Below are 15143 nucleotides of genomic sequence, written 5' to 3'. Positions count from 1 at the left end.
AGAAAAATCAAACAAGTCGTTGATAGGAAAAGGAAATTCCGTAAAACGCGACAAGGAGCAGGCCGAGGGACCTGGATATCGCTCGGTCTTCCAGGCTCATCCGGCCCCGAGCCACCGGCATGCCATCTTTCCGTCCCGGGATTTTCACAATTGCATGGTCTAGAGCATGCCTTGAGGATGCACGCGGGGGGTCTCCTGCCTCGCGCACGGGCAATCGCGCGGGCTCCTCAGGCACCCCGGGATTTGACGGGGCGCGTCGAAACATGCAGATGTTGGCCGGCCCGCGTGACACGCGGGCGGGGTTCATGGGGAAAGCACGGATGCCGCGCGGATGATCAACGACCGCAACATGGTGCGATCGCTTGGAAGCGAACCGCCGATCCTTGCCGACGGCCATCGCGCGCCGGACCGGCGCGAGATTTCGCTGCGCTGGCTGTCCGGCACCTTCCTCACCGGCATCACCTCCTGCATCCTGATGGGCGTTGCCCTCTTCGCCGCCCTCGACGGCCGCCAGCAACTGGCGATCCCGGCCGAAGCCTATGCGGTGACCGGCGAAGGGGAAAAGGCCGGCCTGGAGGCGGAGACCGTCAGCCGCGGCGCCCGCCTCTTCGGTCCGAAGATTGCCGCCCGTCCGGTCGACAAGGCAATCCTCGAGGTTTCCACCGTCACCCATGACGGCGAACGCGAGGTGGTCCGCCGCCAGCCCTTCGCCCATGTGAAGATGGCGCTCGCCGCCAACTACAAGACCCAGGAAAACTATCCGCCCTTCGACCCGCTGGCGATCTTCGCCACCGACGAGAAGGTTGCGCCTGCCGCGACCCGTACCGGCACCCTCTACGGCTCCGATGTCGAATCCGAGGTCAGCCTGAAGACCACGCCCTTTCCGACCGGCGGCGCCAGCCGCCCCTTCGCCGGCGAGATGAGCTTCGACGAGGTCGAGGAAAACGTCCGCACCAACGGTTCGGTTCTGACCGACGGTTCGACCCAGGTCGCCGCCCTCTACTACATCGACCCGCAACGCTTTGACACCGAGACCTCGGGCGTCGACCTCGCCGCCGGGCTCACCGCCCGCATCGTCGAACAGAACATGACTGTCTCCGAGCCGGAAATGCTGACGCCGGAAACGCCCGAATATGCCGACGACGTGCTGCCCGTGCGCCGCGCCCAGACCGCCGACGCCGTGCTGATGGCGGCCGGCTACCCGAAGGCCAAGGCCGGTGACATCGCCAAGGCGCTCGAACCCTATGCCGGCGGCCAGCAGCTTGCAGAAGGCGACGTGCTGCGCATCGGCATCATCCAGCGCGGCGAGGAGGTCAAGATCGTCCGCATCAGCCTCTACCGCCGCGCGACCCATGTCGTGACGCTTGCGGTGAGCGATGCCGGCCGCCTGGTTACGGGCTCCGAGCCGCCGGCCCTCGACGCGATCGCCACGGCCTTCGACGAGCGTGCGCCGCAGGTTCCCTCGGCAGCGCGCGACCTGCCCCGCGTCTATGACGGGATCTATCGGGCCGCCCTGTCCTACGGCATGAACAGCGACATGACGGCGCTCGTGATCAAGCTGCTCGCCGCCAATGTCGACTTCCAGGCACAGCTGAAGCCGAGCGACACGCTCGAGGCCTTCTTCTCGGTCGAGGACGAGGAGGGTCACGCGACCGAGGACAGCGAACTGCTCTATGTCCGGGCCCGCTTCGGCGACACGGTGACGACCTTCTATCGTTTCCAGGACCCGGCCGACAATTCGGTCGACTACTTCAACGAGGAAGGCAAGTCGATCCGCCAGTTCCTGCTGCGCAACCCGGTGCCGAACGGCGTGTTCAAGTCCGGTTTCGGCATGCGTCGCCATCCGATCCTCGGCTATTCACGCATGCACACCGGCACCGATTGGGCAGCACCCCGTGGCACGCCCATCATCGCGTCGGGCAATGGCACGGTGGAAAAGGCCGGCTGGGATTCGGGCGGCTACGGCAACCAGACGCTGATCCGTCACGCCAACGGTTATGTCACCTCCTACAATCACCAGAGTGCCATCGCCAAGGGCGTCACGCCGGGCGCCAAGGTCCGTCAGGGTCAGGTGATCGGTTATGTCGGCAATACCGGCCTGTCGACCGGTCCGCACCTGCATTACGAGCTGATCGTCAATGGCACCAAGGTCGACCCGCTGCGCGTCCGCCTGCCCGGCGGCAAGTCGCTCGAGGGCGAAACCCTCGCCAAGTTCGAGACCGAGCGCCAGCGCATCGACGCCCTGCTCGAGGGCGGCGGCAAGCCGCCCGAAGTCGCCAGCAACTGAGATCCCTGAGCCCGGACCGGCGGCCTGTAGTACCGCCAGCCGGTCTTCACGCACGGCGCTCGTCCGCACGACGAAAAGGCGGCCCCTTGCGGGACCGCCTTTCCTGTCTGTTGGGAGTTTCGGCTGAGGTCAGGCCGCTTCGCTGACCGCCTTCACCGTCGTGAACAGCAGCCGGTCGGAACCTGCGGCGATGCGGACGGTCGCGCCGTCGGCGATCGTGCCCGACAGGATCTGCTCGGCCATCGGATCCTGGACGTATTTCTGGATCACCCGCTTCAGCGGACGCGCGCCATAGACCGGGTCGTAGCCCTTGTCGGCCAGCCATTCGCGGGCGTCCGGGGCAAGCTCGATGGCGATCTTGCGCTCGGCCAGCAGCGCCAGCAGCCGCTTGAGCTGGATGTCGACGATCGCCCCCATTTCCGCACGGCGCAGCCGGTGGAACAGGATGATCTCGTCGACGCGGTTGAGGAACTCCGGACGGAACGATGCCTTCACCACGTCCATCACCTGGTCGCGAACCGCCTCGCTGTCCTGGTCGTCGCGAAGACCGGTCAGGTATTCGGCGCCGAGGTTCGAGGTCATGATGATGATCGTGTTCTTGAAGTCCACGGTGCGGCCCTGGCCGTCGGTCAGGCGACCGTCGTCGAGCACCTGGAGCAGCACGTTGAACACGTCCGGATGCGCCTTCTCGATCTCGTCGAACAGCACGACCTGATACGGCTTGCGGCGGACGGATTCGGTAAGTGCTCCGCCTTCCTCATAGCCGACATAGCCGGGAGGTGCGCCGATCAGCCGGGCGACCGAATGCTTCTCCATGTATTCCGACATGTCGATCCGGACCAGCGCCGTTTCGTCGTCGAACAGGAAGCGGGCGAGCGACTTGGTGAGCTCCGTCTTGCCGACGCCGGTCGGGCCGAGGAAGATGAACGAGCCGATCGGTCGGTTCGGATCCTGCAGGCCTGCGCGCGAACGGCGGACCGCACGCGACACCGCCTGCACCGCATCGCCCTGGCCGACGACCGACTTTGCCAGTTCGTCTTCCATGCGAAGCAGCTTTTCGCGTTCACCTTCCAGCATCTTGTCGACCGGAATGCCCGTCCAGCGCGACACGACATGGGCGATCGCATCCGGCGTGACGACTTCCTGCACCATGGCATTGGTCGTGCTGTCCTGGGCTTCGGCTTCGGCCAGCTGCTTTTCCAGCGCCGGGATGACGCCGTAGGTCAGCTCGCCGGCGCGCTGGAACTCGCCCTTGCGCTGGGCGATCGCCAGTTCGTTGCGGGCCTCGTCCAGCTTGCCCTTCAGGTCGGCGGCGAGGCCGAGCTTCTGCTTTTCCGCCTGCCAGCGCGCCGTCAGCGCATCGGCCTGCTCCTCGAGCGAGGTCACTTCGCTTTCGAGCCGGTTCAGCCGATCTGCGGACGCGCTGTCGGTTTCCTTCTTCAGCGCCTCGCGCTCGATCTTCAGCTGCATGATGCGGCGATCGAGCTCGTCGAGTTCCTCGGGCTTCGAGTCGACCTGCATCCTCAGCCGCGAGGCGGCCTCGTCCATCAGGTCGATCGCCTTGTCCGGCAGGAACCGGTCGGTGATGTAGCGGTTCGACAGCGTCGCGGCCGCGACGATCGCCGAGTCGGAGATCCGCACCTTGTGGTGCTGCTCGTATTTTTCCTTGAGGCCACGCAGGATCGAGATGGTGTCCTCGACATTCGGCTCGTCGACCATGACCGGCTGGAACCGGCGGGCCAGCGCCGCATCCTTCTCGACATGCTTGCGGTACTCGTCGAGCGTGGTCGCGCCGACGCAATGCAGCTCGCCGCGCGCAAGGGCAGGCTTCAGCAGGTTGGAGGCGTCCATCGCGCCATCGGCCTTGCCGGCGCCGACCAGCGTGTGCATCTCGTCGATGAACAGGATGATTTCGCCGCTTTCCGACTGCACCTCGCTGAGGACGGCCTTCAGCCGTTCCTCGAACTCGCCCCGATATTTGGCACCCGCGATCAGCGAGCCCATGTCGAGTGCCATCAGGCGCTTGTCCTTGAGGCTCTCCGGCACGTCGCCGTTGACGATGCGCAAGGCCAGGCCTTCGGCGATCGCCGTCTTGCCGACGCCGGGTTCACCGATCAGCACGGGGTTGTTCTTGGTGCGGCGCGACAGGACCTGGATGGTGCGGCGGATTTCGTCGTCACGGCCGATCACCGGGTCGAGCTTGCCCTCACGGGCTTCCGCCGTCAGGTCGCGGGCATATTTCTTCAGCGCGTCGAAACCCTGCTCGGCATTGGCGCTGTCGGCGGTGCGGCCCTTGCGGACCTCGTTGATGACCTGGTTGAGTGCCTGCGCGGTCACGCCGGCCTTCTTGAGGGTCTGGAATGTCGAGGCCGAGGATTCGATGGCAAGCGCGAGCAGCAGGCGCTCGACGGTGACGAAACTGTCGCCGGCCTTCTTGGCGGCTTCTTCCGCGGTGGTGCAGACCTTCGCCAGCGGCTGGGACAGATAGACCTGACCATTGCCGCCCGAAACCTTGGGCAGCTTGGCGAGAGCGGCGTCGTTGGCGATCCGCGCTTCCTTGGCGTCGCCGCCGGCGCGCGCGATCAGCGAGGACGCCATGCCCTGGTCGTCGTCGAGCAGGACTTTCAACACATGCTCGGGAGTGAACTGCTGGTGGCCTTCGGAAAGTGCGTACGTCTGGGCGGACTGCAGGAAGCCGCGGACGCGCTCGGAATATTTTTCGATGTTCATCGTGCCTGTCTCCGGTAGCCGCCCTGCCCGATCGGCACAGCGCGGCGGTTGAGATACGGCCCCCTGACAAGGCGGACCGTGCGGGACGTCGCCGTCCCCTTGACCGTGATATGGGGAGGCATTTTCGGCGTTTAAAGAGCGATTTGGAGCAAAATCTGTGGCCCTTGACGATCGGCAAGCACCACCTCGGAAAGTCCTCCGAAACCCTCCGTCTCGCCCCATGGATGCAAAAAGCCCCTCCTCCCGGTCGGAAGAAGGGGCCTTGGTCTGTCACCTGTCCGGAGCACTTACTCCGAAGCGGCCTCGAGTGCCGGCGCCTCGGCCGAAGCCTGGGCTTCGCCGCCCTCTTCCGCATTGCCGCGACGCGGCTGGCGGCGCGGGCGCGGTGTGTTGCGGCGGCGCGGCTGGCGTTCGCCTGTCTCTTCGGCTGCACTCTCCGCAGCGGCGGCTGCCGCCTCGGCCGGCATGTCCTCGATCACCGGCTGCGGTCCGGTGCCGGCGATTTCGACCTCGCGGCGCGGCTGGCGCGGTTGCTGGTGCGACCGCTGCTGCTGGGGCTGAGCCTGTGCTTGCGGCTGCGGAGCGCCGCCGACGTCTTCCATGCCGTCCATGTCGTCGCCGTCACGATCACCGTAGTCGTTGCGGTCATCCCGGTCGTCGCGGTCCTCGCGCTGGAAGCGTTCCTGCATCTGCGCCTGGGCGGCGGCGATGATGCGGTTGTAGTGCTCGGCGTGCTGCAGGTAGTTTTCGGCCATGACGCGGTCGCCGGCGCTCTGAGCGTCGCGGGCGAGCGTGGCGTACTTCTCGGCGATATGCTGGGCAGTGCCACGGATCTTCACATCGGGGCCGGAGCTGTCATAGGTCCGGGTCAGCGGGTTCTGGCCCTTGCGGTTGAAGTTGCCTCCACCGCCGCCGCCACCACCGCCGCCATTGTTACGCCCCCGACCACGCTTGTTCTGCTGTCCTGGCCTCATAGATGATTCACCTGAATTCTTCCGTTGTGCTGATAGATGGCAACGCTGTTGGTTCTGGTTGGACCGGACCAAGGCTATGCGTGCCGCGGGCAGACTGCGCCATCGCTTTTGTGCCGCTGGTGATAGTCAAGTTTACTGAGTTACGCACCGGGATTTCCGCGCCCCGTGTAGCCCTGTCACGAGCCGAAATCGAAGCAGACCCAGACCCGAACGAATCTCGTTCATTCCCCGCTGCCCGTTGCGTGCCCGCAAACTATTACGCTTCCTTACGAAAACCAAGCCTTTTTCTTCCAAAAGCCAAAATATCCTTAGCGTACGCAGCAAATGCGGATCAGCCCTTCTTGACGAAGAGCAGGACACGGTCGTTGCCGCCATAGTCCTGCCGTGCCTCCGAAAGGGAAAACTCCTTTTCCTCAAAGACTTGACTGACGCTAAGCTTCTGGTCGTAGCCGATTTCGACTGCGACCGCCCCGCCTTCCAGCAGATGCTGCGCCGCATCCGCCGCGATCGCGCGATAGGCCTCGAGGCCGTCTTCACCGCCATCGAGGGCGGCACGCGGATCATGGTCCCTGACCTCTGGATCCAGCGTCTCGACCACTAGGGTCGGTATATAGGGCGGATTTGACACGATGATGTCGAAGCTTCCTTCGACCTTGTCGAACCATGCACTCTCGCAGGTCCCAAACCTCTCGGTCACACCGTTGAGATAGGCATTGCTTGTGGCAATTGTAAGGGCGCCGGGAGAAATATCGACGCCGACCGCCCGCGCCTCGCGGCATTCCTTGATCAGCGCCAGCGCAATTGCCCCGGTTCCGGTGCCGAGATCGAGGATCCGCGCGCTGCCCTTTTGCTGAACGATCCTTCGAACCCACGGCAGCACCGTGTCGACCAGGATTTCCGTGTCCGGCCGCGGTTCCAGCGTGTCGGGCGACAGCGTCAGGTCGAGGCCGTAGAATTCCCGGTGCCCGAGAATGCGGTGGACCGGCTCGCGGGCCTCGCGCCGACGGATCGCCGCCTCGATACGGGCGGCATCGGCACGCGTGACAGGCTCTGCACCGCGCAGCACGAAGTCGGTCTGGTTGAGCCCGAGCAGCCCGCCGATCAGCATCCGGGCCTCGGTCGCCGGATCGTCGAGCCCTTCGACGGTCGCGAAGCGGCGGCGGGCCTCCGCCAGCAGCGAAGCGATCGTCGCCTCCGCTCCGCTCACGTCTGGTCGCCGAGCTGGGCCAGCTGGCCCGCCTGGTAGTCGGAGATCAGCGCATCGACCATCTCGTCGATTTCGCCTTCCATCATCCGGTCGAGCTTGTAGAGCGTCAGGTTGATACGGTGATCCGTGACGCGCCCCTGCGGGAAGTTATAGGTGCGGATGCGCTCGGAGCGGTCGCCCGAGCCGACCTGGCTCTTTCGATCGGCCGACCGTTCGCTGTCGGCCTTCTGCCGCTCGATGTCATAGAGACGCGACCGGAGAACCTGCATGGCCTTGGCGCGGTTCTGGTGCTGCGACTTTTCCGACGAGGTGACGATCAGGCCGGTCGGCAGGTGGGTGATGCGCACCGCCGAGTCCGTCGTGTTGACGTGCTGGCCGCCGGCGCCCGACGACCGCATCGTGTCGATCCGGATATCCTCCGGGCGGATCTCGATGTCGATCTCTTCGGCTTCCGGCAGCACGGCGACGGTTGCCGCCGAGGTGTGGATCCGGCCGCTCGCCTCCGTCTCGGGCACGCGCTGGACGCGGTGCACGCCGGATTCGAACTTGAGCTTGGAAAACACCCCGCGCCCGGTGATCGTCGCGATGATCTCCTTGTAGCCGCCGGCTTCGCCCTCGCTTGCCGACAACACCTCGACCTTCCAGCCCTTGGTGGAGGCGAAGCGCTCGTACATGCGGAAAAGGTCGCCGGCGAAGAGCGCCGCTTCGGAACCGCCGGTGCCGGCGCGAATTTCGAGGATCGCGCTCTTTTCGTCGGCGGCATCCTTCGGCAGGAGCAGGATCTGCATATCCTTCTCCAGCCCCTCGATCCGCTCTTCGACCTCGGGCAGCTCCATCTCGGCGAGCTCGCGCATCTCGCGGTCGGTCGCCCGGTCGGCCAGCAGCGCCTTGAGCCCGGAAAGCTCGGAGAGCGCCGCCTCGTACTCGCGGATCTTCTTCACCACCGGCTGCAGTTCGGAATATTCCGACGCCAGCTTCACATAGACGTCGGCCGCCGGTCCGGCGGACATGCGCGCCTCTATCTCGCCGAAACGGCGTTCGAGTTCGCGCATTTTCTCGACAGGAAGCTTCGCCACCCTTTACTCCAAACTGTATTCGATCAGACGGGAATGTTGTTGTCTTCGGCAAAACCGACCAGGATGTCCCTGAGCGGCACATGCGTGTGGTGGTCGTCGAGCGCGGCATTGATGTGCCGGCCGAGCTGCTCCACGTCGAGCCCGAGAAGCATCGCCTTGATCGGGCCGATCGCCGTCGGCGACATCGAGATCGACCGGAAGCCGATGCCGAGCAGCGCCATGGCCGAAAGCGGCTTGCCCGCCATTTCGCCACACAGTGTCACCGGGGTCTCGTGCCGGTCGGCTGCCCTGACGATGTCGCGCAGGATCCTGAGGAACGGCCGTCCGAGAACGTCGAAACGATCCGCCACGCGCGCATTGCCGCGGTCCACCGCCATCGAGAACTGGAACAGGTCGTTGGAGCCGACGGAAACGAAGTCCACCTCCTCCATCAGCTCGTCGAGCTGCCACATCAGCGCCGGCACTTCGAGCATCGCGCCGAACTGCAGCTTCTTGGGCAGCGGATGGCCGAACTTCGAGAGGTGCTGGACCTCCTTCTGCATCAGCTCGCGCACGGCCCGGATCTCTGCGACCTCGGTCACCATCGGCAGCATCATCTTGAGCTCGGCACCGGCCGCCGCCTTGAGCAGCGCCCGCAGCTGCGTGCGCAACAGGCCCGGACGGTCGAGCGAAAGGCGGATCGCCCGCCAGCCGAGCGCGGGGTTTTCTTCCTCCTGCGCGCGGAAATACGAGACGACCTTGTCGCCGCCGATGTCGAGGGTGCGGAAGGTCACCGGCCGTCCGGCCGCCTGCTTCAGCACGCTGCGATAGAAGCTCTCCTGCTCCTCGGCCTTCGGCATGGTCGACGAGATCATGAACTGCAGCTCGGTGCGGAACAGGCCGATACCCTGGGCGCCGGATTCCGAAAGCTGCGGCAGGTCGACCAGCAGGCCGGCATTCATCTGCAGCGTGATACGCTTGCCGTCCTTGGTGACCGGCTCGACGTCGCGCAGCGCGCGGAACTGCTCCTGCCGACGGGCGCGCAGCTTGACCTTCTCTTCGTAGGCCTTCTGCAGGTCGGCCACCGGCCGCACGTGTACCTTGCCGTCGTCGCCGTCGATGATGACCGGATCGCCGTTTTCGGCAAGCGCCACCGCGCCGGCCGCCTGGCCGACCACGGCGATGCCCATGGCGCGCGCCACGATCACCACATGGCTGGTCACTGCCCCTTCCTCAAGCACGAGGCCGCGCAGGTTGGCGCGCGGATAGTCGAGAAGTTCGGCAGCCCCCATGGCCCGGGCAAAGACGATCGCATCCGCCGGAAAGCCTTCCGCGGCGCTGCGCGGCGAAAAGCCGGTGAGCTGGCGCAGCAGCCGGTTCGCGAGGTCGTCGAAATCGTGCATCCGCTCCCTAAGATAGGGATCGGTGAGGCGGATCATGCGGGCCTTGGTGTCGCTCTGCACCTTCTCGACCGCGGCTTCCGCAGTCAGGCCGTTGTGGATCGCCTCTTCCATGCGGCGGACCCAGCCCTGGTCGTGGGCGAACATGCGATAGGTCTCGAGCACGTCGCGATGCTCGCCTTCCATCGATACCTCGCGGCGCGACAGCATGTCGTCGATCGAGATCCTAAGCGAGCCGAGCGCATCGGCAAGGCGCCGGATTTCCGTCTCGGTGTCCTCGTTGAGGAGGTTGGTCACCACGATGCGCGGCTCGTGCAGCACGACATAGCCGAGGCCGATGCCTTCGTTGTAGCTGTCGCCGTCGATGGTCACCGCCCGCGTCAGGTCGAGTTCGAGCCCCGGACGGGTGATCTTCTTGAGCTCGCCGGTCGCGATCATCTCGGCCAGCACCATGGCGGTGGTTTCGAGCGCTTCGAGCTCGTCCTCCCGGTAGTTGCGCTGCGCCTTGTTCTGCACGACGAGAACGCCAAGGCTCCGGCCGGCACGAAGAATCGGCACGCCGAGGAAGGAGTGATAGATCTCTTCGCCGGTTTCCGGCAGGTAGCGGAAGGCCGGGTGGGCCTGCGCGTCGGAAAGGTTGAGAGGCTGTGCCGAGGCCGCGATGGTGCCGACGAGGCCCTGCCCCATCTTCAGCTGGGCCAGGTGCACGGCATCCTTGTTCAGACCTTCGGTTGCGTAGAGTTCGAGAACGCCGTCGGAGCGCAGCACGTAGGCCGAACACACCTCCGCGACCATGTTGCTCGCGATCTGGCGAACGATCTGGTCAAGGCGCTCCTGCGGCTCGAGCGGTTCCGCCATCAATTCGCGCAACCGCTTGAGGAGGACACGCGGACCCGCGGAAAGGTCTCTCATCGCGTACGTGCTCCCGAATTCGTCATTGGGTCGGACGGCCTCGCCGCCCGGGTCCCGAAATGACGAGGAAGGCGAATGCCGTTTTAGAGAATCAATTCTTATCGAGGCCGTAGCAGGAATGCAAAGTCCGAACCGCGAGTTCGGCATAGGCACCGTCGATCAGGATCGAAATCTTGATTTCCGAGGTGGTGATAGCCTTGATGTTGATGCCCTTTTCGGCGAGCGCCCGGAAGGCGGTCGCGGCGACGCCCGCATGGCTGCGCATGCCGATGCCGATGACCGACACCTTGACCAGGCCCTTTTCGCTCTGGGCGACGTCGTAGCCGATCTTGTCCTTGTTGTCGGCGAGAACGGCCATGGCCTTCTCGACGTCACCGGACGGGACCGTGAAGGTCATGTCGGTCTTGGAGCCGTCTTCGGAAATGTTCTGGACGATCATGTCGACATTGATATGCGCCTCGGCCAGCGGGCCGAAGATGGCCGCCGAAACGCCGGGGCGGTCGGCGAGCCGACGCAGCGAGATCTGTGCTTCATCCTTGGCATAGGCAATGCCGGTCACTACTTCCTGTTCCACGATCTCATCCTCATCGCAAATCAACGTGCCGGGCGGGTTCATGAGATCACCCATGCCCGGCGCATCGGGATCTTCGAAGCTTGAGCGCACGAAGGTGCGCACCTTGTGGACCATCGCGAGTTCCACCGAACGGACCTGCAGCACCTTGGCGCCGAGCGATGCCATTTCGAGCATTTCCTCGAAGGCGATCTTCTTCAGGCGGCGCGCCTTCGGCTCGATGCGCGGGTCGGTGGTGTAGACGCCGTCGACGTCGGTATAGATGTCGCAGCGGTCGGCCTTGATGCCGGCGGCGATCGCGACAGCGGACGTGTCGGAACCGCCGCGGCCGAGGGTGGCGATGCGGTTGTCCGGGCCGATGCCCTGGAAGCCTGCGACGACGGCCACCTGGCCCTCGCCCATGCGGCGGATGATGTCGGTGCCGTCAATTTCCTGGATACGGGCGGCGCCATGGGCGTTGTCCGTCTTGATGGCGATCTGCCAGCCCTGCCATGAGCGGGCATTGATGCCCATCGACTGCAGCGCGATGGCGAGAAGCCCGGACGTCACCTGTTCGCCGGAAGCGACCACCGCGTCATATTCGCGCGCATCGTAGAACGGGGAGTCGGCGCCGGCGACCTTGGGCATGGTCTGCACCCAGTCGACCAGTTCGTTGGTCTTGCCGGACATGGCGGACACGACTACCGCGACCTCGTGGCCCTGGTCGACCTCGCGTTTGACATGCCGGGCAACGTTGTAGATGCGTTCGAGATTGGCGACGGAGGTTCCGCCGAATTTCATCACGATGCGAGCCATGCCTTGTACCGTCACGCTGATGGGTGCTCGCCGGCACCCCTTGAGAGAAGCGCCCCACGAACCGGTCGTCGGGCGAAGTTGCGGTCTCTTATCGAAAACGACGGGCAAGTTCAATGGCCCGCCATGCCGCGGCATGGCGATGATGACATCGGTCAAACCTGCCCTGGGGTACCCTTGGGGTACAACGTGCCGGGGCAGGTACCTGCGATGACTTGAGAAGGGGGCGATCCTTCCGCCGCCCCCGTCGATTGGGACGATCAGCAGCGATTAGAGCCGCCGGCAGTTCTCGCCGTTCGCATCACAGATGACCTGTCCGCCTTGGCGGCTGCGCGGTGCATCCTTGTCTCGCTTGGGCTGGAGCACGCCGCCCTCGCGACGAATGATGTAGTCACCATCGCGGGACGGGGGGCGCGGCCGCTCGACATTGTCCCAGTCCCGCGGAGGCGGCGGCGGACGACGCCAGGTATCGTTGTCATCGTAACGCGGCGGGCGCGGACGATAATAACCGTCACGCCAGTCGTCGCGGTCGCGGTAGAAATCGCGGTCGCGATAGTGACGATCCCAGTAGCTGCCGATGGAGAAGGTCACCGTCGGAATGCCGAGCGGACGATAGTATTCAGGCTCCACATAGATACGGCGCTGCGAGTAGGTCGTCTGAAGATAGCGACCGGAAACCCAGCCGCGATAGCCGGCATAGGCGACATCACACCAGTTGGCGGTCTGCATGCAGCCCTGGATGTTGACGCGTGCGCCGGCGGGGATGACGATGACCGCCGGATAACGCGTGCTCGGCCCGGAACGCATGTTCACATTCGCGGTCGAATAGGCGGTTGCGGCCGCGGCAATGCCCGGCAAAGCCGCCGCAATTACCGCACCGATAGCGAAAATCCTGAGCTTTTTCATTGGGGTATCTCCTCGATGCCATTCGGTGCTCATATGCGCCCAGGCAAATGAACCGATGCTGAACGTATGCTGCCCGCCCTTTGTTCCCTTCGGCGTTTTTCGATTTTTCTCGATTCTGTTTTCCCCGCCCTTCCCGGCTCGCCCACAATGTTCACGTCCCGCCACGGATACACCGGATAGCGTTGCCGGCGAGGCGGGAACGGTGCTGCGAAGGGTCCTTCTGAAACGCGGAAGGATGTCGCAGGCTACCCTGAGGCGATCCCCCTCCCTGAAAAGGGGCGTGCCTGTGCGGCACACAAGGCGTCGGTCCCGATGCTGCAGAGGGAAAGGAATTGGGTGGCGAAAATCATCGAAACGGGGCGCCCTGCGTGTCACTGTTTCTACCTTGTCCGGCACGCCGGGCGCCCCGGCCGACTGGCCGGATGAATGGGAAGACCGCATGACACGGGGTTTCGGCCCGCGTGAACGACGACCCGCGTCCACAAGAGGAGGCAAGCCATGGCAAAGAGCGATCACTACGAACTGGAGCGTGCCCGTGAAGCACGCCACGAGGCCCGCTGGCGGCTCATGGGAACCTGCCACCTCGGGCTCCGCCACAACACCACCCCCGAACAGGGCTGCCGCATTCGCCGGTGCCGCCGCAACCGCATGTGCAGCGGCCCGATGCTGGCCACACCCCGCCAGGGTCCGGCGATCACCAGGGAGCGCGATCTCGGCCTCAGTGGCGTCGCGGTCGCCTGTCTTCCCCGCTGCATGGTGAACCTTGACGACGAATTGTTCGAGCTCCACGCGCAGAACACGCTCCCGCAGCTCGAAGAAGCGCTTTTCGGGAGCCCGCCGAGGTTACTGCGGCGCATCATGAGCCCCGACCGTGCGCACCGCCGCTTCCTTGGTGGCCCGGACGACGACGAGCCCGACCCTTGACTTTGGCGACCGATGGGCCGACTTGAAAAGCGTTATCCGTGCAGAGAGGATCCGGCAATGAGCGCAGAGGCACGCACCACCATCGACCAGGCCGAAGTCGACCGTTTTTCCGCCATGGCTGCGGAATGGTGGGACCCGACCGGCAAGTTCAAGCCCCTGCACAAGATCAACCCGGTCCGTCTCGCCTATATCCGGGATCAGGTTTCGGCCCATTTCGGCCGCGATCCGAAGGCGCACCGCCCGCTCGAAGGCCTGCGCATCCTCGACATCGGCTGCGGCGGCGGCCTGTTGTCGGAACCGGTCGCCAAGATGGGCGCCAATGTCCTCGGCGCTGACGCATCGGAGCGCAATATCGGCATCGCCAGCACCCATGCCGCCCAGACGGGGGTTGCCGTCGACTACCGCGCCGTGACGGCCGAAGCGCTCGCCGAGGCCGGCGAGACCTTCGACGTCGTGTTGAACATGGAAGTCGTCGAACATGTCGCCGACGTGGACTTCTTCATCACCACCTGCGCTTCGATGGTCCGCCCCGGCGGCCTGATGCTCGTCTCGACCATCAACCGTACGCTGAAGGCGGCCGCCCTTGCCATCGTCGGCGCCGAATATGTGCTCGGCTGGCTGCCGCGCGGCACCCACCAGTACGAGAAGCTGGTCCGCCCCGAAGAACTGCGGGCACCGATTGAAAAATCCGGGCTCGACGTGGTCGAGATGAAGGGCGTGTTCTTCAATCCGTTGCAGAACCAGTGGAACCTCTCGCCCGATATCGACGTGAACTACATGGTCCTGGCTCGCCGGCCGTCCGCGGGACAAGCCTGATGACGATGCCGTCGGACGTCGTCACCTTCTGGCGCGAGGCTGGGCCAGCGAAGTGGTTCGCTAGGGACGACGCCTTTGACGCGGCGATCCGCGAGAATTTTCTTGATATGCATTTTGCCGCCGCCCGCGGCGAGATGGCCGATTGGGAGGAGACGGCCGAGGGGACGCTTGGGCTCCTGATCCTCCTCGACCAGTTTCCGCGCAATCTTTTCCGCGACGGCGGTCATGCCTTCGCCACTGACGGCCTTGCCCGCCGGATCGCCCGAGAGGCACTCGAGCGCGGCTTCGACCGTGCCGTCGATCCGACGTTGCGTCCTTTCCTCTACCTGCCCTTCGAGCATTCGGAACAGCCCGCCGACCAGGAACTGAGCGTCGAGCTGTTCACGACTCTGCGGGACGAGACCGGCGATGCGGAAAGCTTGCGCTGGGCGGTCGAGCACCGCGACATCATCGCCCGTTTCGGCCGCTTCCCCCACCGCAACGCCGCGCTCGGACGCGAGACGACCCCATCCGAACAAGCCTATCTCGACGGCGGCGGCTTCAAGGGTTGAGTTTCTGCGGCCCACACG

Annotated in this window: 11 protein-coding genes; 4 read left to right on the top strand and 7 right to left on the bottom strand. The window is 65.0% G+C overall.

The genetic code is table 11. From position 1 onward, the window contains the following. Window positions 1-331 precede the first annotated feature (331 nt). Window positions 332-2287 (top strand): M23 family metallopeptidase, encoded by a 1956-nt coding sequence (locus HHL25_RS17605; protein WP_169593992.1) that lies wholly within the window; start codon window positions 332-334, stop codon window positions 2285-2287. Window positions 2288-2416: 129 nt separating this feature from the next. Here HHL25_RS17605 and clpB read toward each other — a convergent pair whose 3' ends face one another. The 7 genes from clpB to HHL25_RS17570 form a co-directional block, all read right to left on the bottom strand. After that, the gene (gene clpB / locus HHL25_RS17600) at window positions 2417-5017 is read right to left on the bottom strand and encodes an ATP-dependent chaperone ClpB (RefSeq protein WP_169593990.1); all 2601 of its coding nucleotides are present in this window, start codon (window positions 5015-5017) and stop codon (window positions 2417-2419) included. A gap of 287 nt (window positions 5018-5304) precedes the next feature. Next, complete coding sequence (locus HHL25_RS17595; RefSeq protein WP_169593988.1) at window positions 5305-5991, bottom strand: DUF4167 domain-containing protein; 687 nt, start codon at window positions 5989-5991, stop codon at window positions 5305-5307. A 331-nt stretch (window positions 5992-6322) separates the two neighbouring features. Next, a complete protein-coding gene (gene prmC / locus HHL25_RS17590) occupies window positions 6323-7198 on the bottom strand; it encodes a peptide chain release factor N(5)-glutamine methyltransferase (protein ID WP_169593987.1) in 876 nt (291 codons plus the stop codon). Continuing rightward, window positions 7195-8274: a peptide chain release factor 1 gene (gene prfA / locus HHL25_RS17585; RefSeq protein WP_169593985.1), complete on the bottom strand. Its 1080-nt coding sequence runs from the start codon at window positions 8272-8274 to the stop codon at window positions 7195-7197. The genes prmC and prfA overlap by 4 nt, the downstream gene beginning before the upstream one ends. A gap of 23 nt (window positions 8275-8297) precedes the next feature. Next, window positions 8298-10565, bottom strand: coding sequence for a phosphoenolpyruvate--protein phosphotransferase (ptsP, locus tag HHL25_RS17580; RefSeq protein ID WP_169593983.1), 2268 nt, complete (start codon window positions 10563-10565; stop codon window positions 8298-8300). A gap of 91 nt (window positions 10566-10656) precedes the next feature. Beyond that, a complete protein-coding gene (locus HHL25_RS17575) occupies window positions 10657-11931 on the bottom strand; it encodes an aspartate kinase (protein ID WP_169593982.1) in 1275 nt (424 codons plus the stop codon). Window positions 11932-12198: 267 nt separating this feature from the next. Further along, window positions 12199-12834, bottom strand: a complete 636-nt coding sequence (locus tag HHL25_RS17570; protein ID WP_169593979.1) for an SH3 domain-containing protein — start codon at window positions 12832-12834, stop codon at window positions 12199-12201. A 498-nt stretch (window positions 12835-13332) separates the two neighbouring features. On the opposite strand from HHL25_RS17570, the gene HHL25_RS17565 reads away from it, so the two are divergent. The 3 genes from HHL25_RS17565 to HHL25_RS17555 are packed head-to-tail and all read left to right on the top strand — an operon-like array spanning window position 13333 to window position 15125. After that, window positions 13333-13758 (top strand): hypothetical protein, encoded by a 426-nt coding sequence (locus tag HHL25_RS17565; RefSeq protein WP_169593977.1) that lies wholly within the window; start codon window positions 13333-13335, stop codon window positions 13756-13758. A gap of 57 nt (window positions 13759-13815) precedes the next feature. After that, window positions 13816-14574, top strand: a complete 759-nt coding sequence (gene ubiG / locus HHL25_RS17560; RefSeq protein ID WP_169593975.1) for a bifunctional 2-polyprenyl-6-hydroxyphenol methylase/3-demethylubiquinol 3-O-methyltransferase UbiG — start codon at window positions 13816-13818, stop codon at window positions 14572-14574. Next, the gene (locus HHL25_RS17555) at window positions 14574-15125 is read left to right on the top strand and encodes a DUF924 family protein (RefSeq protein WP_169593973.1); all 552 of its coding nucleotides are present in this window, start codon (window positions 14574-14576) and stop codon (window positions 15123-15125) included. The genes ubiG and HHL25_RS17555 overlap by 1 nt, the downstream gene beginning before the upstream one ends. Window positions 15126-15143: the final 18 nt, after the last annotated feature.

The organism is Rhizobium terricola, from assembly GCF_012927355.1.
Taxonomy (GTDB): domain Bacteria; phylum Pseudomonadota; class Alphaproteobacteria; order Rhizobiales; family Rhizobiaceae; genus Allorhizobium; species Allorhizobium terricola.
This window is presented reverse-complemented; position numbering and strand designations above follow the sequence as displayed.

Bases quoted from the DNA above. Each gene is read 5' to 3' on its own strand.
- HHL25_RS17570 (WP_169593979.1), bottom strand. From the start codon at position 12,834: ATGAAAAAGCTCAGGATTTTCGCTATCGGTGCGGTAATTGCGGCGGCT.
- HHL25_RS17555 (WP_169593973.1), top strand. From the start codon at position 14,574: ATGACGATGCCGTCGGACGTCGTCACCTTCTGGCGCGAGGCTGGGCCA.
- ubiG (WP_169593975.1), top strand. From the start codon at position 13,816: ATGAGCGCAGAGGCACGCACCACCATCGACCAGGCCGAAGTCGACCGT.
- HHL25_RS17565 (WP_169593977.1), top strand. From the start codon at position 13,333: ATGGCAAAGAGCGATCACTACGAACTGGAGCGTGCCCGTGAAGCACGC.
- HHL25_RS17575 (WP_169593982.1), bottom strand. From the start codon at position 11,931: ATGGCTCGCATCGTGATGAAATTCGGCGGAACCTCCGTCGCCAATCTC.
- ptsP (WP_169593983.1), bottom strand. From the start codon at position 10,565: ATGAGAGACCTTTCCGCGGGTCCGCGTGTCCTCCTCAAGCGGTTGCGC.
- HHL25_RS17595 (WP_169593988.1), bottom strand. From the start codon at position 5,991: ATGAGGCCAGGACAGCAGAACAAGCGTGGTCGGGGGCGTAACAATGGC.
- HHL25_RS17605 (WP_169593992.1), top strand. From the start codon at position 332: ATGATCAACGACCGCAACATGGTGCGATCGCTTGGAAGCGAACCGCCG.
- clpB (WP_169593990.1), bottom strand. From the start codon at position 5,017: ATGAACATCGAAAAATATTCCGAGCGCGTCCGCGGCTTCCTGCAGTCC.